Here is a 20,346-nt window from a genome sequence, read left to right as displayed (position 1 = left end):
TAAGGTAGAACTTATCATCCCTATCCTCCTTATTCACAATAATAGAAACTGATGGTATATATTGTAATCGTTAACATTTATTCCATCTTCCTATTTATGGAATTCTATTATCATTTTCGGAACTTCTTTTTATACAAAAAAAGATCAACCCAACATTCTGATTGATCTCTTAATATACAATCTAATCATTTATAAACGAAGGCAAGAATGTTGACATACCGGGCGTAAATGTAATGACGAGCAACGCGATGATGAGTACGAAAACAAACGGGAGCGTTGCCCTTATTACAGTAGCTAAAGGCAGTTTACTTATACCTGCTCCAACAAATAAATTCAATCCAAAAGGTGGAGTACACATTCCAATAGCCAAATTCACGATCATAACAACACCTAAATGAATAGGACTCATTCCAAATTCCATAACAATAGGCAGGAATATTGGTGTCAGTATGAGAACAGCTGCACTTGTATCCATGAACATTCCGACTATGAGTAGAATCAGTGTAATCAGCAACATGATAATAATAGGGTTAGTCGAGATGGCAAGGACATTGCTGGCTATGTCACTTGGAATTTGCTCCATCGTTAAATACCAGCTGAAAATTTGCGCACTTGCGATAACAATCATAACCATAGATGAAATCAGTACGGAACGTTTGGTAACCTCAAATAACTTCTTCATATTGATTTCTCTATAAACAAACATTCCGATAAACAAACTGTAAAAAATCGCGACAGCCGCTGCTTCAGTTGGTGTAAACACGCCGAAATAAATGCCGCCGAGAACGATCACCGGCATGAGTATTCCCCAAAAAGCATCTAGGAAAGAGCGCACGATCTCTTTGATTGAACTTTTTTCTCCAGGCTTATGTCCTTGTTTCCTAGCGATTACATAACTAACAATAATGAGCACAAATCCTATAAATATCCCCGGTATAATCCCGGCTATAAATAATTCACTGATCGAAACTTCGGCTGTGACTCCATATACGAGTAAAGTGATACTGGGTGGGATGATAATCCCCAGTGAACCGGCAGCACACATTAAACCTACGGAAAATTTTGCAGTATACTGCGCATCCCTAAGTGTTGGAATCATAACGCCGCCCACTGCTGCAACAGTAGCGGGACTGGATCCTGAGAGTGAGGCAAAGAACATTGAAGACAATACCCCGGCAATTGGCAGACCGCCCGTTGCCCAGCCCACTACCTTTTTCGCTACATCAATTAATCTTCTCGAAGCGCCCCCGGCCAACATTAAATCACCGGCAAAAATGAAAAACGGAATCGCCATTAAGGTAAACGAATCTATCCCTGAAAACATGTTTCGTGTAACATTATCCAAAGAATGACCGGCATCAAGCACGGCATAAATGCTGCCAAGCCCGAGCGCTGCTGCCAAAGGTGTACCTATAACCATTAATACGATGAATAAAAGAATAGCAATCATAAGTGATCCTCCTCTACGTCTTGGTTATTAGGATCACTTTTCATATCTTCTACTATCAGTTGAGAAAATCTGTACAGCATTAGTGAAGCACCAACCGGAATCGCCAAATAAGGGATATACATTGGAATCTCTAACGCTGGCGTTATACTGGAAAATGCAGCAACATTTTGAACCGTTTGAATACCGGATACGATCAAAAATACGCAAAAGTTAATAGCAAAAAAAGACGCTAAAATAGACAAGACTTTTTGGACTCTCGGAGAAACATAGGAAACCAATACATCCACTTTTGCATGTGCTCGCTCTCTAACCGCGAAGCTGCTTCCAATAAATATAAACCAGATGATTAAATATCGCGCCGCTTCTCCGGACCAAGGTATGGATGTACTAAATACATATCTCATAACAACGTTAAGAAATATGAGTCCCGATGCAGCGATCAATGATATAACCCCAAAATATTCTTCAAGATGATCCAGAAATTTGTTTAGCTTGGTCAATGCAACCACCCTTTAGATAACAAGGGGTGATGAAACATCCCCTTGTTATAACCTTATACTAGTTTTCCACTATATCTAATATTTCTTCTCCATCTTCAATATTCTCTCTGAACTCATCATAAACCTCTTCACTCGCTTCTCTGAATTCTTCCCTCTCCTCCTCGGGCAGTTCGTTAACCTCTATAGATGCCTCTTCTAGTGTCTCAGCATATTCCTCTTCGGATTGTTCAGAAACTTCCCATTGCCATTCATTTACTTCATCAGCAACTTCGTGAAGAGTTTCTTGTAAATCTTCAGGAAGCTCTTGATAAAAGCTTTCACTGATGAGCAGTGGATACCCCATATATCCATGTTCACTATAAGTCATATAGTCCTGAGCTTCATAATAGCTTTGCGAGACAATATTGGACAAAGGATTTTCTTGCCCATCTACCGTACCCTGCTCCAATGAAGTATACAATTCATTTAAGTCTATCGATTCAGCGCTGGCCCCCCAAGCTTCAAATTGTGAAATGAGTAGAGGACTTTGAGATGCCCGCATTGATAATCCCTGCATATCTTCAAGGCTTTCAATAGGCTTATCGGAATTTGTAAAATGTTTAAAGCCGCCATCCCAAAATCCTAAAAATCTTAAGTCTTGGTCCGGGAGATATTCATTGAGAGCATCTCCCAGCTCTCCTGTGGACAGTTCAAAAGCATGCTCTCGATCTTCAAATAAATAGGGTAAATCATATACTTGATACTGCGGTACAAAAGAAGGTAAAACACCTGTGAAAGGCGCGTTCATTTCTACAGTTCCTGATTGCATTTGTTCAATGATTTCGCGATCACTACCTAATTGAGAATCAGGGTAAACGCTTACAGCGATTTGACCATCTGACCTCTCTTCCAATAAATCAGCAAAATAATCGGCTGCCTGCCCTTTTGCAGTACCCGGATTTACAACATGCGCGAATTGTATTTCATACTCAGCATCGCTAGTATCGGTTTCACTGACTTCCTCTTGATCATCATTAGTGTCACTGTCGGCTTGATCCTCTGACACTTCCTCACTGCTAATGCCACAAGCGCTTGCGATTACTAGTGTAGCAACCATTGATCCACTTAACCAAAGCTTTTTCATTAATTTAACCTCCCCATTAGTGTATTATCTTTCCTATTATTTTAAGCGCTTTCAAGCCATACGTCTTATTATATTGGGAATTCAATTCTCAATTTCGGAATCAAATAACACTTCGTTTCGCTGATTGTTCTGAAAATACATACGAATCTCTGCCGGCAAATAGGCCCGCGATGAGCAAGATAATAATCACCAAAGATAGAATGATCAACGGAATAAACCAAGAACCAGTAAAATCGAAGATAGACCCTAATAATATTGGACCGGTTGCCGCGAGCAAATACCCAAACGATTGTGCCATTCCCGACAATTGTGACGCTTGGCTAGCGGATCTTGTGCGTAAATTAAATAAAACTAATGATAAACTAATACTCGCGCCATTTGCGCCTCCAAGTAAGGTAATAAAAAATAAATGGGCAAACAGAGAATCTCCTATATAAAGCAAACCGGACATAGCGAAAAAATAAAAAAAGACTATCACCACAATAATTGCACGTTGGTTTTGCATGCGAGTGGCAAGGATCGGTGTTATGAACGTCATTGGTAAACCACTTAATTGCATATATGCTAATAACATACCAGCAGTAGCTATAGGAATACCATTAGCTTGAACAATCTCCGGTAACCAAGTAACCATACTGTAGTAAAGCATAGATTGCAATCCCATAAAAGCGGTTACTTGCCAGGCTAAAGGAGAATGCCATAATTTCCCTCCAGTTGCTTGAGAAGATCTCTCTTTCTTTAGGTTAGCATTAGTACCGCGCAATAACGGTGCCCAGCAAATCAAACCTATAACTGCGATGATACTCCACGTTGCTAGTGAGCCATTCCATTCTAAGTTAAAATTGAAAACAAGTGGAATGCTAAGACCTGAAGCAATAGTGGCGAAAAGACTCATCGATGTCGTGTATACACTAGTCATTACCCCTTGTAGCCTATCGAATTTCTGTTTCACAAAACCGGGGAGAAGTACATTACACACGGCAACTCCCACCCCGACAATCGCAGTACCGATAAACAACATGGAAGATATTCCGAATGAACGTAATAGAATGCCAATGAAAAGCGTTGCAAGCCCCAAAAATATTGCCCATTCAATGCCCCATTTTTTTGCAAGGATCGGTGCAACAATAGAAAAGCAAGCAAATGCGAGAAGTGGAACTGTCGTAATGAAACCCGCTTGGCTGTTTGTGATTCCCAGATCATCTCTAATAATACCAACAAGTGGACCAACACTGGTAATCGCCGGGCGCAGATTGAACGCGACGAATACAATGGCTACTATGGCAATAAGCGTTTTTTTGTTCATACGCGGTTTTTTAAGGCAAACCATTCCAGTCTCCTTATTTTATCATATTGAATTGAAAAAGAGCTTCGAGAACACGATCTCCAAGAGATGACGAGGGAACACATAATATCATTTTTGTTTGAAACATTTTTCACTCACATACCATTATGACCGTTTTTTAGACAAAACGGCCATAACGGTCCTTCATTAACCGGAGTGTATCTGCCCTGGGCGCGTCCCAAATTTCTTGGTTCATGATTTCAACCTCAATCGGTCCATGATAACCATTTGCTTCGACAGCTTGTCGTATTTTCGGAATGTCAATGACACCATCCCCCATCATTGACCGCCCTTTGAACATATCATGCATCGGAACTTTCCAATCGGACACGTGAAAACCAAGAATTGTTCCTTTTGCTTTTTCTATTTCATCATAAAGATACGGATCCCACCAGACATGAAAAACATCGACGACAACCCCTACTTGGAATGAGGCGATGGATCGCTGCATGGCATTGGCTTCTCCCAAAGTGACGATGACGGAACGATCGGCGGCATACATCGGATGTAACGGCTCGATGCCTAGTTTAATGCCATGCTCCTCGGCAAATGGCACGAGATGCTCAATACCTTCTTGAACCCATTTTCTGCTTTGTTCAAGATTTTTGTCCGGCGAAGGGCCGCAAACGAGCACCAGGGTGTCCGTTCCAAGTTCGGCCGCTTCTTCAATCGCCCGTTTATTGTCATCAATTCGTTCTTTTCTTTCGGTAGCGGTTGCAGCCGGAAACATTCCTCCGCGGCAAAGACTCGACACTTTCAATCCATGCCCATCGATCAGCTTTTTACTTTCTTTTAATCCTATCGCATCAACTTTGTGACGCCATACAGAGATCCAGGGGATATCTTGTTGGGCACACCCTTCCACAGCTTCCCGTAGATTCAAATTTTCTGTCGTGATCTGATTCAAACTTAAACGATCTAACCCCGCCGATTTTGTCATTTTGCAGCCTCCGTTTGTCTAACACCCGATTGTACAAGCCACTGCTTCATCCGTTCTGTTGCCATCACCGGATCCGTAAGTACATTACCCTGATCCGCCAGTTCAAACAAGCGAGCAAAATGGATCGTTGAACGTGCACTTTCCGCCCCTCCAATCATGCGAAAATGTGATTGATGACCATTTAGATATGCAAGAAAGACAACGCCTGTTTTATATGAAAATGTTGGTTTTTGAAAAATGTGGCGAGCTAACGGTACCGTTTTATCCATCTTCTCGCGAAATACATCAACTTTGCCGCGGTCTAAATCATTAAGTGCCGATGCCGCTGCGGGGGCAATCGCATCAAAAATACCGAGCAACGCATCGCTATACCCTTGCTCATCCCCTTGAATTAATTCCGGATAATTAAAATCATCGCCTGAATACATTCTAACGCTTCGGGGAAGCGCACGACGCATTTTGATTTCCTTGTCTTTATCCAGTAATGAAATCTTAATGCCATCTACCTTATCATCATTTTCGCGGATGATTCTCAAGCAAACACCCATAGCTTCATCAAGATCTTCACTGCCCCAGTAACCTTTAAGGTTCGGATCAAACATATCACCGAGCCAGTGTAAAATCACCGGTTCTGATGCCTGAGATAAAATTCTGCCATAAACCTTTTCATAATCATTCGCTGATGTAGCACAAGCTGCCAAAGCACGACTCGCCATTATAATCATTTTCCCGCCCACGGCTTCCACATGGGCGCATTGCTCTTCATAGGCATGGATGACTTCGTCTATCGTTGTCGACGGGGTCGGCGTTAAATGATCCGTCCCTACCCCGCAAGCAATTTCACCATTAACGGCTTTTGCTTCTTTCACCGATCTCGTGATTAACTCCTTTGCATGCGACCACTGTAACCCCATTCCACGTTGTGCGGTATCCATCGCTTCGGCAACAGATAATCCCAAAGACCACAAATAATGGCGATACTGAAGCGTCGCATCCCAGTCAATCGCGGGCGATTGAACGGGATCCACATCGGCTAACGGATCAGCGACAACGTGGGCCGCTGAAATCGCTTTCCGATATTGAGATTGAAAAGAAGATTGTGCTTTGGCATATTCGGGATTTTGCAATACATACGTTTGAATGCTCCGATCCACTTTTGGAAGATCAATTGATATTGGCATGCTTCCCAACCTCCTTGACACTCAATTCCGGCACGTCCAACCATCGACGCTCTTTCGAAGATTGTAACCCCAAATCAGAAAGCTGAGTTCCTCGCGCTCCTTCCAACAAATCCCAAGGGAACAGATCATTTTGGTGAACATGTTTAAAGAATAGCTCCCACTGTATCTTGAACGCATTTTCAAACAGCGTATTATTAGGAACCTCCGCCCATTGATCTTGAAACTTTATCGTGTTTTCCAGATCCGGATTCCACACGGGCTTTGGTGTATTTACTCGATGCTGTGTCTTGCAACCTCGAAGTCCTGCTACTGCACTTCCTTCCGTTCCATCGACTTGAATCGTCAACAAGTCATCACGGTTCACGCGAACAGCCCAAGATGAATTAACTTGCGCGATAACATCGTTCTCTAATTCAAACGTACCGTAAGCAGCGTCATCGGCGGTTGCTTCATATTCATAACCTTCTTCGTCGACACGCTTTGTGATGTGCGTGGCGGCAGTACAGGAAACAGCTTTCACGGAACCGAAGAGGTGATCGAGCACATATCGCCAGTGGGGGAACATATCAACAATAATGCCACCACCTTCTTCTTGTTTATAATTCCAGGAAGGCCGTTGCCCTTCTTGCCAGTCCCCTTCAAACACCCAATAACCAAATTCCATACGTACGGACAAAATTTGACCGAAAAATCCCGCTTCAATTAGACGCTTCAATTTCATCACACCGGGCAAGAATAATTTATCCTGAACAACACCGTTTTTAACACCAGCATCCTCAGCTAATTTCGCTAACTCAAGAGACCCTTGAAGCGTTGTGTCTGTTGGTTTTTCGCAATAGATGTGTTTCCCGGCTTCAATCGCCTGCTTAATAGCTTCAGCACGACGGGATGTTGTTTGCGCATCAAAATATATTTGGTTATATTCATCGGACAAAGCTTCCGTTAAGTCCGTCGTCCATCGTTCAATTTGATGCTCTTCGCTTAAGGCTTTTAATTTATTTTCATTACGTCCCACTAAGATTGGATCGGGCATGATGGTATCGCCATTTTCCAGATGAATACCACCCTGCTCACGAATCGCCAGAATTGATCTTATTAAATGTTGACGTGTCCCCATTCTCCCTGTTACACCGTTCATAATGATCCCATATTTATGAACCGTCATAGGTATCTGCCTCCTTGTATTTAGTAATTTCATTCTATTCTATAAAAATCTTGATGTCTTACTAATAAAAGAAAGATATTCTCATTTTCGGAATTAAAAAAAGAGCACCTCGGAGGAGCTCTTTACATATGCTATGCCTTTTTATTCGTCCAGGTGGTACGGTAAACATTAGGAGGAACACCAATTTGACTTTTGAATATACGATAAAAGGTGGACAGGGACTCGAACCCGACTTCAAAACATATCGATACGATGCTTTTATTCGTTTCAAGCAACATCTTTTTGCCAAGGCCAATTCTTACTTCGGTTAAATATTGCATGGGCGTTCGGTTATACTTTTCCTTAAAAATACTTTGGGCATAGCGCTTGCTCATGTTCATTTTATTTGCTAAATCTTCCGCGCTTTCAATTTCAAAATACCGTCTTTCAATGTAGTTTTTTATCCTTTCGACCCTAAGGACATTTTGATCAACGATTTGGTCTTCTTTTTTGGAACGAATTAGTATACACAACATCTCTGATAAGTGAATTTTAATGACCATTTCTCGAATGTGATCTCCATGCGATTGTTCATACAACATTTTTCGTAAAAGTTGTCTGAACTCACTGCTATCAAAAGCATTTAACTTTCTAACCTCCGAGTAATGAAATGCTTCTGCCAATAACTCATTTCGAACATCATCGCTCAAGATTTTTTCGTCAAATTCCAGTACTAATACAGACATCTTTGACTGAGCTTCGATAGAATGCGTGGTGAATGGGGCGATCACCAGCAAACTATCTTGGTTAATGAAATGCTCTTGCTCATCCAAAAAACAAGAGCCGTTTCCATCCAAAGTATACAGAATTTGATACGTTTGATGAAAATGTTTTTTTACTTTATCATTTTCCTTATGCTTGCTTTCATAAATTTTGATTTTATCACTCATATCTTCCGCTAAATCCTCCCTCCCGTTTATTTTTCAATATGATGTTCAATTAATATATTCGTAATAAAATCCTTGATATGTGAAATGACGGTTATTATCTATTGCCGATACTCCATCTTCTCCCGAAACAATGCTTTCAAACTACACCGATACATGTCAATTTCGGCGAGGATAACGAATGGTCATCGCTAAATGTTCCTTGTAATTGGTACTTATTCCCATATGGCTCCGGCTGTTCTTTTACCTGCCTGTCGGAAGATTTTCGAGCACACATAGGCGTCCCCCCCTCAGAATAATTATCTTAATCATACTATTTTTCAATCCTTCATCAACCATTTAAATAAAAAAGGCAAAACGAGAAAAATAGAGATGACACGTATGATATGCAAGCTGGCGACTAGCGTCGGTTCAATTTGCAGCGCAACGGCTGTTGAAGCCATTTCGGCCGCGCCGGCAGGGACTGTGCTTAAAAGGCTCGTCAAATAGGAAAGGGGCGTTAACCAAAAAAACAACAGGGCAACCCCAAGGCTGCATAGGAGATATAGGCCTAGAACTTTCAAACTTGCTACTCCAATCGACCTTAACCGTACAACGGTACTGCGCTCAAAACGAATGCCTACCATAGCCCCGATTAACCCTTGCCCTATTCCGGACACATATTCCGGCACTTCGCCGATATTGACGATAAATTCACTGCCGAGAAACCCAAATGCAATCGAGAAGATCAAAATACCACCCGGAAAGGAAACGAAGCGATTCAAAACGTAGGAGCCTACAATAATGAGCCCGAAAAAAGAGACCTGTAAGGCAGTTGGAAGCATTTGCGTTACCGCTTGCGCCTGCTCATTCCCTTCTCCATAAATCATCCCTATTCCAAACGGAATAATCAGCACAAACATCGTAATTCGCGCGGTATGAAACGAAGCAACGATACGTTGATCCGCTCCGTAGTCACTGGAAATCGCGATGACTTCTGAAGCTCCTCCCGGAATCGTGCAAAAAAAAGCTGTTTGACGATCCAGACTCGTCCAACGATCAAGAAGAATGCCCAGAAAAAGCCCGGTAAGTAATGTTAAAACCAGCGTTATGAATAGTGGAAGCAGATATTGGGCTAATTGTTGGAATAAGTCCGGCTCCATGATAAGCCCGATATTAATGCCTACCAGTGCCAAAGCCATTTGAAAAGGCCATCCTGAAAAATCAAATGCCCTTATAAATAACCCATAAAATATACCTGTCAGCAAACCGCCAAGCAACCAACCGGCCGGGACGCCAATAGACGAAAACAAACCCCCGACCAGCAGGGCTACGGCTAGAAACAAAACCTTATAAAACTTCATCATTAACCACGACTTTCTTTATTTCATACTCCCGTGCATTTTTGTCAGCACTTTCCATTATATCATTGCTTCATTTTCACGCCAGTTGGTCTTCTCCATCCCCATACGATAAAATAGCAGGAAGTGCTCGATCCCCCATCATTTTTTTCGGTATAGTAAACAGGAGGATTTTACTATGCGTTTCTTTAAACATGCAACCGTCCGGACACGTATTGTTTCTATTTTCTTGTTACTGACATTCTTACTCTTGTTCGTATGGATGGTTATTTTCGCGAGAATCGAAGTTCAAAACGTGGAACAGGAGTATGCTCAATTATCCAGGCAGACAGCAAATAGCCTTGCCTTTATGCCAGCCATGGCAGAAGCGATTGCGAATGGGGAGTCCACGGAAGCGCAGGAGATCATTGATCATCTTAGATTGCAAGCAGATAACCCTATCATCACCGCTGTTTCGCGAGATGGTCACTATGTCTATCACCCTGAAGAAGAAATAATCGGAGAAAACGTTGATGACGGCCAGTTTACGTCAGCGATCGTCTTTGGCTCTTTTATTACGGAAGAAGATGAAGGAGTTTTGGGTCCAGCGATGGTGACGACTGCGCCTGTCTATGAATCGGTGGGGGATGGAGAACAAGTCGTTGGCGCAATAACGGTTGAATTTTTATATGAAGATATTAACGCCGCAGTTATTGATAAACTCTCCCGACTGGGATTTGTGGCAATTTTTGGTGTTGCAGGCAGCATCGGAGGCGCGATCATCCTTGGGAGAAACATTCGTCGTGATACACTGGGAATGGAACCGGCGAAGATTGCTGAATTATACCGGGAACGGGAAGGGATGCTATATTCTGTAAAAGAAGGTGTCGTCGCGATCAACCAAAACCAACATGTCACAATGTTAAACCCGGCCGCACAAACGATACTGGATTCGCTCAATCTTACAACTGACAGTGAATGCATTGATGTGCTTGGACTCTCGGAAACGCTGGAAAACGGAGACATTGTCGATGATGACGAGCGTATGTATAACGGCCAAGTGTTAATTGCAAGCCGGCGCCCGCTTTATAACGGAGAACAAATCGTCGGTGCCATATGCAGTTTCCGGGATAAAACCGACATGAAACAACTTCAGGAAACGATGATTCAAGTACAAGGGTATTCTGATGGATTACGAGCGCAGGCGCACGAATTTAAAAATAAACTATACGTCATCATGGGATTATTGCAACTTGGAAATGATGAAGAAGCACTCGAATTAATCGAAAAAGAAACAGCCGTTTCCACGACGGCAATGCCTCTTTTTCACGCCATTAAAGACCCCGGCATCCAAGCAATCCTTCTCGGAAAAATGGCGAAAGCAGCCGAAAAAAAGGTCCACTTGTGGGTGGATGAAAATAGTAAACTTGAACGAACAGAATTCACGGCATCCGACGTAGCTGTTATGCTAGGGAATTTGCTCGATAATGCCATTGAAGCAGTTGCTTCGGAGAGTAAAAAAGAAATCTCTGTATTCATCACTGACATGGGGAAAGACATTGTCATCGATGTGCAGGATTCAGGTCCGGGCATCGATCAAGAACAGCAAGCGGAAATATTTCAAAAAGGCTCTTCTTATAAAGGATCCGGTCGTGGGTTCGGCCTTTCAAATGTGCTGCAAACCGCCCGAAAGTACGGAGGAGATGTGGATATTTCCAGCCCTGTTGAAGGGGGTGCAGTTTTTTCGTTATACTTACCTAAACATTGGGAGTGATGGGAATGAACGTCGTCATCGCAGAAGACGATTATCGTGTATCCCTTTTACATGAACAATTCTTGCAATCTTTCCCGGAGATCAATGTAACCGGCAAAGCATTGAACGGTAAAGAACTAAAAGATCTTTTGACAAAAGAACAACCCCAGCTCATTTTGCTTGATATTTATTTTCCCGATATACATGGGACGGCATTATTGTCATTCATTCGCTCGAACTATCCTCATATTGACGTAATTATTATATCCGCATCGGACGATCGCGAAGATTTACTGAGAGCGAAACGGCACGGGGTTTATTATTATTTTATCAAACCGGTGTCAGCTTCTGATTTTCAACAAGTAATGAAACGTTATTTACGTGATTATGAATGGTTTCAGGAAAAGGCTTCCTTCCAATCGAAGGATGTTGAACGCCTATTTGGACACAACGCCAGCCAACACTCCTCCGAAAAGCAAAGCGAATTGCCTACCGGCATTGATGTGATCACGTTGGAAAAAGTGGAGGATCAGCTCGCTCGCGCGAAAGAAGGACTTACCATCGACGGGACATGTCACGCAGTAGGCATTTCCCGCACCACGGCAAGGCGGTACCTCGAATATCTCGTTTCCGTATCAAGAGTTGAGCCGAAGCTAAATTATGGGGTCATCGGACGGCCGGAACGGGTATATGTAACAACGGAAGACTAAGCACCCTTTTCACAGAGGGTGCTTTTTTATTTTGGTGTTAAAGGACAAAAAAGCAAAAATAAATAATAAATGTTATATGTATGAAACATTGTTGACGATTCAATGAACGTGATAGATTATATCTTACAATCTTGAAAGCGATTACTAAAGAGGTGAATAAACATGCGCAAGTTCGCGTTTATCCTTGCTGTTTTAGCGATGGCCGGATGTTCAACATCAAGCGAGGGAAATGAAGACGCCTTCCCTGAACGGCCGATTGAAATTGTGGCACCGGCTTCTCCCGGAGGAGGTTGGGATATGCAAGCCCGATCCGTGCAGCAATCGATCATTCAGGATGATCAGACGGATGAAAACGTTACCGTTGTTAATCAGCCGGGAGGCGGTGGCGAAGTGGGCTGGCAATATTTATTGCAACAAGATGACCCACATATCGTTTCCGTCAATTCGAGCTTGTTGCTGACGGGAAATTTACTTGGCCAAACCGACCTTCACTACGAAGATTTCACTCAACTTGGCATGCTTTCGACAGAGTGGTTGGGCATTGCTACGCATGCAGATGCAGGTTTTGATGACATCAATGAAGTATTGGATGAACTTAGAGAGGATCCCGAATCCTTAAGCATATCGGTAAGTCCGTCCCTGGGAAGCGGGAACCATCTTTCCTTCGTACAAACCGCTTTGGAAGCCGGTATAGACCCTGAAGCATTGAACTTCCTTGTTTACGATAGCGGCGGAGACGCCATAAACCCCGTCCTCGGCGGGCATGTGGATATTTTGGTGAACTCTATCTCGGATATGGTCGAGCAATATGAAGCCGGTGAGGTCGATATATTAGCGGTTAGTGCACCCGAAAGACTTGAGGAATTTGAGGATGTACCAACACTGCAAGAAGAGGGGATCGATGTTGTATTCCCCCACTGGCGCGGCATTATGGGACCGCCGGATATGACCGAAGACGAGGTGGAAGCTTGGGAAGAAATGTTGAGCTCTGCGGTTGAAACAGATCAATTTCAAACAGACTTGGAAAATAACGATCTGGATCAATTATATATGGATAGCGAAGAGACCGAGGAATTTCTGGAAGAGGAAGAAGCATTTTTTGAAGAGATTATTGAAGAAGTAGAACTTGCGCCATAGGGAGGTTACTGACAAATGAGAGCATTTCGCCTATCATTGCCCATTCTTTTCATCAGCCTAAGCCTTATTTATATGATCATGATCTTTCAATTACCTCCGGCGCTACTGGGAGACCCCTATGCGCCAAGATACTTCCCGATGATCGTCGCTGCAGGGATATTGATCTTTGCAGTGATCGACTTGGTGAATGTGCGCGGAGAGAATGTGGAGGATAATCAGGATCTGGCTGTCCTTCTAAAAAAAGATTCACTAAAAATCATCGGCGTCATAGTGGCTTTATGTGTCGGATATGCCTTGATTTTTGAATGGGTAGGCTTTCTGGCAGCTACTCTTTTATTTTTGGGAGCATTAATGTTTTATCTAAACGGTTATCAAAGATGGGTATTAAATCTAACAGTAACACTTATTTTCTCATTTAGTTCTTGGTATATATTCAGTCAACTATTGGAGATTAGTTTGCCATAGAAGGGAGGGTTTAAAACATGGATATGAGTATCATTCTTGATGGTTTGGTCACTGCTTTACAGCCGATCAACTTGTTGCTACTGGTATTAGGGGCACTCTTGGGGACCATTGTTGGTATTTTGCCAGGATTAGGCCCTGCCACGGGAATTGCAGTGCTTATTCCGTTGACATTTGGAATGGAGCCTGTCAGCGCGTTAATATTAATGACCGCTATTTATATCGGAGCTTTATTCGGTGGTTCAAGAAGTTCCATTTTAATCAATACACCCGGAGATGGCTCCTCGGTAGCGGCTACCTTTGACGGCTATCCGATGACGAAAAAGGGACAAGCCGGACAAGCCATGTCCATTGCAGCAATCGCGTCCCTTGTTGGTGGCATTATGGCTGTTTTCGGGTTTATTTTCTTAGCCATCCCACTTGCGGATTTTGCATTAAACTTTGGCCCCGCAGAATTTGTATTGCTTTTTTTATTTGCCTTATCAATTGTTGTAACGTTGTCCATGGGGAACACAATCAAAGGTTTTCTTTCGATGTTTATCGGCTTGGGGATTGCAACCATTGGCGTTGATTTACAATCGGAAGTCCAACGATTTACGTTTGGCGTTCCGGAATTGATCGAGGGCGTTGATTTCATTGTTGTCATTATTGGCATCTATGCCATTGGTGAAGTGCTATATAATTTGTTCAATTTGAATCAGCCAAAAGCCACGGATCATAAAATTGGAAGTAAATGGTTTACAAAAGAACAATGGAAACGTTCGTTGGCGCCTATTGTACGTAGTGGCCCCCTCGGTTTCTTTCTCGGCACTTTGCCGGGTTCCGGAGGAACGATCTCTTCCCTGTTTGCTTATAGCGCCCAGCGACAACTCTCTAAAGATCCTGCTGAATATGGCAAGGGTAAGGTAGAAGGGTTAGTTGCACCTGAATCTGCAAACAGTGCGTCTGCGGTTGGTGCATTAATTCCTACATTGACAATGGCGATTCCGGGTTCAGGGGCTACAGCAGTCATGCTTGGAGCCTTAATTATGATCGGGGTAACCCCAGGTCCTTTGCTTTTTGAAGATAGCCCGGATATGATATGGACGCTAATTAATAGTATGTTCATTGGAAATATTATTCTTGTCATCCTTAACATTGCGTTAGTCGGAGTACTGATGAAAGTCTTGCATACACCGCCAAAAGTACTGTACCCGGTTATCCTTCTTCTTTCATTTATTGGAGTTTATACGCTTGGGTACACGACCGTTGATTTTTACATCCTACTGATTGCCGGAGTCATCGGGCTTTTGATGCGGGTCATGAACTACCCGGTTGTGCCACTCATCCTCGCGTTAATTGTCGGTGGAGACTTAGAACAAGAATTTCAGCGTTCACTAGTAATCTATGATAATGCATTAGGCATCCTATTTGCATCACCCATCACCATTGTACTTGGAATATTGACGCTCCTTTCGCTCTTGTATCCTCTGTTGAGTGTATGGTTAAAAAATAGAAAAAGAAAGAAAGAAACACCATCACAATCGATGTGATCATTAACAGGCTGTTCGGTTTTGCCGAACAGCCTTTATGTTTCATGGGCAGGTTTCAGCCGGTTTCCGCTTTCCGGATCAAAGAAATGAACCTTATTCATGTTAAATCCGAGTTCAAGGTTATCGCCTTGCTGGATGTTACTACGCAGATTAACAACCGCCGTAATATCTTGGTTTCCGATTTTGGTATACAAAACTGCTTCGGAGCCCGTAATTTCTGCAAGATCAATCGTTACATTCGCCTTCGATTCTTGCATCGTTTCCAAAAACGCTTCCTCGTCATGTACATCTTCCGGCCGGATTCCCAAAATAATCGCAATCCCTTCGTGCTTTTTTATCTCACTCAAACGTTCTTCCGGTATTTTCATCGAAACTTGGTTATCGATCCAGAAATGGTTATCGCGAATGGTTCCCTCCAAAAAATTCATGGGTGGGGCACCGATAAAACCTCCAACAAACATATTTTCAGGATAGTGATACACTTGCCTCGGTGCACCGATTTGTTCGATAAAACCATCTTTCATGACCACAATACGTGAAGCCATCGTCATCGCTTCCGTTTGATCGTGGGTCACATAGATTGTCGTTGTTTTCAACTGCTGGTGAATTTTAATGATTTCGTAACGCATTTGAACCCGCAATTTTGCGTCCAAATTCGATAACGGTTCATCCATTAAAAATACTTTTGGGTTACGAACAATAGCACGGCCTAAAGCTACTCGTTGGCGTTCCCCACCTGAAAGCGCTTTTGGTTTTCGGTGCAAGTAGTCTTCCAAACCGAGGATTTGACAGACATTTTCTACACGTTCTTTAATCTCTGCTTTTTGGAATTTACCTATTTTTAAACCAAAAGCCATGTTGTCGAATACGTCCATGTGCGGGTATAACGCGTAGTTTTGAAAAACCATGGCGATGTCACGGTCTTTGGGGGATACATCATTAATGTAATTGTCATCAATGTATAAAGATCCCTCCGTAATTTCCTCCAGACCCGCGATCATGCGTAACATTGTCGATTTTCCGCACCCCGACGGTCCAACAAAAACAATGAATTCTCCATCTGAAATATCCAGATTAAAATCCGTAACCGCGGGCAAACCTCTATCAAACCGCTTGTAAATATGATCAAATTTGATATCTGCCATGTAATGAATCCTCCTTAACCTATTTTATTTGATAAGACAGGATCTGTACAAATATGTTTGAGTTGTTTCGGTGATGTTTTAAAAACATCCGAAATATAAACACAAATTATAAAAATATAACCGATTTTTACTTATAACCAAAACTAATATATGTTACCTTATTAATAACAACGAGAAGGCAGGTGGGAGCATCCATGGCAAGCGACACAATTGCACTTGTTCCTTATGGGCTTGGTCCAATAGGAAAAGAGATTTTAAAGAAAGGAGTGGCAGATAAAGCGTTTCGTGTGATCGGCGGAGTTGATATTGATCCGGAATTAGTCGGCAAACCGCTGGCATCCACGCTTCAGGGGGAAGACCCGAAAGATGCCTTTGTTGTTTCCGATATTTCTGAACTATCGGGAAAGGCCGAACCTTTTCAACAAAAAATTGCCGTTCATGCAACCGGTTCCAATGTTTCTTCTGTATGGCCGCAAATTCGACAGCTGCTTGATCATGGGTTTCATGTCGTGACGACTTGCGAAGAGATGCTATACCCGTGGGATCGTTATCCGTCCCTCAGTGACGAGATCGATCAATATGCGAAAAGCAAAGGCTTGTCTGTTATTGGAAGCGGGATCAATCCCGGGTTTGTAATGGATTCCCTCCCACTGGCCGCCACAGCTGTGACGGATGACATCCGCTCGGTGAAGGCTGTGCGCCAAGCCAATGTCGGAGAACGGCGGGTGCCGTTACAGAAAAAAGTTGGAATAGGAAAAAGTGAAGAGGAATTCCGGCAACTTGCAAAGGATGGGAAAATCGGCCATGTCGGCTTGGAGGAAACCGTTCGCCTTGTTGCTGCAGGTTTAAACGTTAAAATCGAGCATTTGGAAACCAAACTGGAACCGACGTTTGCCGGGCAAGACTACGAACTTTCCTGGTTAACGCTTAAAAACGGTGAGGTCAGCGGACAGCACCAACAAGCAATCGCAAATACTTCGGAGAACGTAACGATAGAGATGGAGTTAACCATGGCCTTAGGCGTCGAATCAAAAGATGAAATATTCGTCGAAGGGACGGACCCGCTTCATGTTATTATTCCCAACGGAATTTTCGGTGATACCGCGACCGCATCAATGATCATCAACACCGGGAAACGAATTCTTACGCAGCAAAAACCGGGTTTGCTAACGATGCTTGAAGCTGGTCTACCTTTTCACAGCGTCCATCCGATCCATGCGCAGGTGAACAGATGAATCTTTTATCGTTTCGTTATTTTATGGAAGTCGCGGACACGCTGAACTTCAGCGAAGCTTCCAAGCGGCTGCATGTGAGCCAGCCCGGTTTAAGCCAACAAATCTCGGCACTGGAAAAAGAAATCGGGTTCAAATTGCTGCGACGAACGACACGTCAAGTATCCCTGACAGAAGAAGGCGCCTATCTTTACGAACATTTATATCCATCTTTTCATAAAATTGAAGGCCTGATTCAAGAAGTTGTTGAATCTAAAAAAATTCCGCAAGCGACAGCGCGCATATCATCCGTGCCATCAGCGGCAAGCATTTGGGTTCCCAAATTGCTAAAAAAAATGCAAGCGAATCTTGATACGGTTGAGCTATACATTGAAGAAACTACATCAGAACAGGCAATCGAAGCCATAAAAAAACAACAAAGCCACCTCGCCTTTATTCGAACGCCTGCGGATTTAAACGAACTTCGGAATAAGGATATCGCCGCATTGGAGTTTAGCAAACATCCTTTATTGGCTGTCTTGTCGAAGAACCATCCGATGGCCGGCGAAAAAGCCATTGATTTGAAAACGCTTAATAATGAAGCTTTTATTCACTATCATCCGAAAAATTCACCATCGCTTTACTATTTATTGGAAAGGGCTTGTCTCGAAGCTGGTTTTGTGCCAAACACACTGTGTGTTGGGCCGGAATTGCGGACCATTGAAAACTTGATCAGTCACGAGGTCGGCGTTACACTTATGCCTGCTGATATGGCAGCTGTCATGACGGAAGAGCATGTAACATCGATTCCCATCGCGGGTGTGGCCTACATGAGTTCCATCTCGCTCATTTGGGAGGAAACGGCCTATACCCCTTTTATTACGAAAGATTTAATCGCAATCGCCAAAGAAGAATTTTCTTCTTTTATACATTAATAGGGATTTTTTCACAGTTTGTATTATATAATGGCAAAAGAGATATTTTTAATTTTTTCAGGGAGGTCAATATTATGAAAAAAATACTGGCAAAGGCAACAGCCATCGGGGCAGCCGCGCTGTTGCTCAGCGCTTGCGGGGATTTTGATGAAGAATTGGAAATTTTAACAGGTGGTGAACAAGGGGCATATTATCCTTTAGGTGGCCAGCTCTCCACACTCATTAATGAGAACGTTGAAGATTACGACGCGTCCCATTTTGCAACGAGCGCTTCGGTTGTAAATCTCAACGACCTTTCCGATGATCAAGGGGACCTTGCTTTAACGCAAAATGATACCGCTTACTATGCCATAGAAGGCGAAGTTGATTTTGAGGAACCATTGGAAGGATTCAGCGGAATGGCGACCCTCTATCCAGAAGTTATTCAAATCGTAGCAACGGAAGCCTCCGGCATTGAAACGGTGGAAGATCTGGAAGGCATGAGTGTTGCCGTTGGGGACGCGGGTTCAGGGACGGAAGTGGTTTCCAATCAAATTCTCGAAGCTCATGGCATAACGTATGACGACATCACGGTGGAATACCAAGACTTTGAAGACGCTGCCGACGGCTTGCAAGATGCGAACATCGATGCTGCGTTAATGGTCGCGGGAACTCCTACAGGTGCAATTGAAGCATTGGAGGCCCAACAGGATATTACGATGGTCGAAGTTGAAGAAGAGGTATCAGATGAACTAGTTAATGAATATCCGTACTATACCGAGCATGAGCTTGAAGAAGGTTTATATAATGAAGATGACGATGCGGTAAATACGCTGGCTGTGCAAGCCATGCTTGTCGCCCATGACGAACTGGACGATGAGATTGTTTACGAGGTTATGGAAGTCATCTTTGACAACACGGATACTTTCGAAACCGCCCATGCATCCGGCGCCCATATTGATTTAGAAACCGCCCAAGATGGCATGCCGATTGATTTGCATCCCGGTGCGGAACAATACTTTGAAGATCAATAAGGTGGGATCATGAGAGGCATTTTAGCATTTTTGCAAGGGAGATGGAGCCTCTTCCTCCCCTTCCTTGCCATCCTTCTTTTATTGGCCGTCTTCTGGGAACAAACACCGAAGTTACAAGTAATCGCTACAGCGTCCGATGACGTTTTACTCGAAGAAGAGATTGAGCCAGGTGACACTTTTTTTCATGAATATATTCATTCGGTAATGAAAACGCCCATTCGGGAAGTTTTTGAGATCAATGAAGATTTCGAAGTCGTCCCGATAGAAACTTGGACCCAGGCTTTCGGCGCCGGCATTCCCTATGAAGCAGACGAGCCAATCCGGAAAGAGGAGGGCTTTTACGTCATCCCCGATGATGGAAGGGTCGTGGAAGAGTTACGGCTAATTCCATCCAACCTCTACACACACACCTTTCAATTTAAAGATGAAACCCTCTATTTATCGGACATGGAGGAAGATGACCGCCGCGTCATGATTCACGTGCAAGGAGGATAGCGTG

At 43.2% G+C, this 20,346-nt stretch carries 20 protein-coding genes; 9 read left to right on the top strand and 11 right to left on the bottom strand.

Annotated elements, in window-relative coordinates; genetic code table 11:
• Window positions 1-181: 181 nt before the first annotated feature.
• The 10 genes from EPH95_RS14315 to EPH95_RS14275 all read right to left on the bottom strand — a co-directional run bounded on the left by EPH95_RS14315 (window position 182) and on the right by EPH95_RS14275 (window position 9,976).
• Window positions 182-1,450 carry a TRAP transporter large permease gene (locus EPH95_RS14315; protein WP_142090730.1) on the bottom strand — a complete coding sequence of 423 codons (1,269 nt, stop codon included), beginning with the start codon at window positions 1,448-1,450 and terminating at the stop codon, window positions 182-184.
• Window positions 1,447-1,959: a TRAP transporter small permease gene (locus tag EPH95_RS14310; protein WP_227003926.1), complete on the bottom strand. Its 513-nt coding sequence runs from the start codon at window positions 1,957-1,959 to the stop codon at window positions 1,447-1,449. The genes EPH95_RS14315 and EPH95_RS14310 overlap by 4 nt, the downstream gene beginning before the upstream one ends.
• A gap of 49 nt (window positions 1,960-2,008) precedes the next feature.
• A complete protein-coding gene (locus tag EPH95_RS14305) occupies window positions 2,009-3,073 on the bottom strand; it encodes a TRAP transporter substrate-binding protein (RefSeq protein ID WP_142090728.1) in 1,065 nt (354 codons plus the stop codon).
• A gap of 100 nt (window positions 3,074-3,173) precedes the next feature.
• Window positions 3,174-4,379: a CynX/NimT family MFS transporter gene (locus EPH95_RS14300; protein ID WP_142091627.1), complete on the bottom strand. Its 1,206-nt coding sequence runs from the start codon at window positions 4,377-4,379 to the stop codon at window positions 3,174-3,176.
• Between the two features lie 157 nt (window positions 4,380-4,536).
• Window positions 4,537-5,358, bottom strand: coding sequence for a sugar phosphate isomerase/epimerase family protein (locus tag EPH95_RS14295; protein ID WP_142090727.1), 822 nt, complete (start codon window positions 5,356-5,358; stop codon window positions 4,537-4,539).
• Entirely contained in the window at window positions 5,355-6,539 is a 1,185-nt protein-coding gene (locus EPH95_RS14290) for a dihydrodipicolinate synthase family protein (RefSeq protein ID WP_142090726.1), read from the bottom strand. The genes EPH95_RS14295 and EPH95_RS14290 overlap by 4 nt, the downstream gene beginning before the upstream one ends.
• On the bottom strand, window positions 6,523-7,704 hold the full coding sequence (locus tag EPH95_RS14285) for a Gfo/Idh/MocA family protein (RefSeq protein ID WP_142090725.1): 1,182 nt from the start codon (window positions 7,702-7,704) through the stop codon (window positions 6,523-6,525). Before EPH95_RS14285 ends, EPH95_RS14290 begins: the two co-directional genes overlap by 17 nt.
• 131 nt (window positions 7,705-7,835) lie before the next feature.
• A complete protein-coding gene (locus tag EPH95_RS14280; protein ID WP_142090724.1) occupies window positions 7,836-8,633 on the bottom strand; it encodes a helix-turn-helix transcriptional regulator in 798 nt (265 codons plus the stop codon).
• Between the two features lie 136 nt (window positions 8,634-8,769).
• Window positions 8,770-8,907 (bottom strand): hypothetical protein, encoded by a 138-nt coding sequence (locus EPH95_RS18935; protein ID WP_160141782.1) that lies wholly within the window; start codon window positions 8,905-8,907, stop codon window positions 8,770-8,772.
• A gap of 43 nt (window positions 8,908-8,950) precedes the next feature.
• A complete protein-coding gene (locus EPH95_RS14275; protein ID WP_142090723.1) occupies window positions 8,951-9,976 on the bottom strand; it encodes an AbrB family transcriptional regulator in 1,026 nt (341 codons plus the stop codon).
• A 172-nt stretch (window positions 9,977-10,148) separates the two neighbouring features.
• Between EPH95_RS14275 and EPH95_RS14270 the strand changes: the two genes are divergently transcribed.
• From EPH95_RS14270 to EPH95_RS14250, 5 genes are all read left to right on the top strand, one after another.
• Complete coding sequence (locus EPH95_RS14270; RefSeq protein ID WP_142090722.1) at window positions 10,149-11,723, top strand: sensor histidine kinase; 1,575 nt, start codon at window positions 10,149-10,151, stop codon at window positions 11,721-11,723.
• Window positions 11,724-11,728: 5 nt separating this feature from the next.
• Window positions 11,729-12,412: a response regulator gene (locus EPH95_RS14265; protein ID WP_160141781.1), complete on the top strand. Its 684-nt coding sequence runs from the start codon at window positions 11,729-11,731 to the stop codon at window positions 12,410-12,412.
• Window positions 12,413-12,574: 162 nt separating this feature from the next.
• Complete coding sequence (locus tag EPH95_RS14260) at window positions 12,575-13,549, top strand: tripartite tricarboxylate transporter substrate binding protein (protein WP_142090720.1); 975 nt, start codon at window positions 12,575-12,577, stop codon at window positions 13,547-13,549.
• A gap of 15 nt (window positions 13,550-13,564) precedes the next feature.
• Complete coding sequence (locus EPH95_RS14255) at window positions 13,565-14,014, top strand: tripartite tricarboxylate transporter TctB family protein (protein WP_142090719.1); 450 nt, start codon at window positions 13,565-13,567, stop codon at window positions 14,012-14,014.
• Window positions 14,015-14,037: 23 nt separating this feature from the next.
• On the top strand, window positions 14,038-15,543 hold the full coding sequence (locus EPH95_RS14250) for a tripartite tricarboxylate transporter permease (RefSeq protein WP_142091626.1): 1,506 nt from the start codon (window positions 14,038-14,040) through the stop codon (window positions 15,541-15,543).
• Between the two features lie 35 nt (window positions 15,544-15,578).
• Here the strand turns inward: EPH95_RS14250 and EPH95_RS14245 are convergent, their stop codons facing one another.
• Complete coding sequence (locus tag EPH95_RS14245) at window positions 15,579-16,688, bottom strand: ABC transporter ATP-binding protein (protein ID WP_142090718.1); 1,110 nt, start codon at window positions 16,686-16,688, stop codon at window positions 15,579-15,581.
• A gap of 194 nt (window positions 16,689-16,882) precedes the next feature.
• On the opposite strand from EPH95_RS14245, the gene EPH95_RS14240 reads away from it, so the two are divergent.
• From EPH95_RS14240 to EPH95_RS14225, 4 genes are all read left to right on the top strand, one after another.
• A complete protein-coding gene (locus EPH95_RS14240; RefSeq protein ID WP_142090717.1) occupies window positions 16,883-17,923 on the top strand; it encodes an NAD(P)H-dependent amine dehydrogenase family protein in 1,041 nt (346 codons plus the stop codon).
• Complete coding sequence (locus EPH95_RS14235; RefSeq protein ID WP_142090716.1) at window positions 17,920-18,834, top strand: LysR family transcriptional regulator; 915 nt, start codon at window positions 17,920-17,922, stop codon at window positions 18,832-18,834. The genes EPH95_RS14240 and EPH95_RS14235 overlap by 4 nt, the downstream gene beginning before the upstream one ends.
• A gap of 74 nt (window positions 18,835-18,908) precedes the next feature.
• A complete protein-coding gene (locus EPH95_RS14230; RefSeq protein WP_142090715.1) occupies window positions 18,909-19,847 on the top strand; it encodes a TAXI family TRAP transporter solute-binding subunit in 939 nt (312 codons plus the stop codon).
• Between the two features lie 9 nt (window positions 19,848-19,856).
• Window positions 19,857-20,342: a DUF1850 domain-containing protein gene (locus EPH95_RS14225; protein ID WP_142090714.1), complete on the top strand. Its 486-nt coding sequence runs from the start codon at window positions 19,857-19,859 to the stop codon at window positions 20,340-20,342.
• Window positions 20,343-20,346: the final 4 nt, after the last annotated feature.

This window comes from Salicibibacter halophilus, from assembly GCF_006740705.1.
Classification (GTDB): domain Bacteria; phylum Bacillota; class Bacilli; order Bacillales; family Marinococcaceae; genus Salicibibacter; species Salicibibacter halophilus.
The sequence above is the reverse complement of the archived record's forward strand: the minus strand, read 5'-3'. Positions and strand labels throughout refer to the sequence as shown.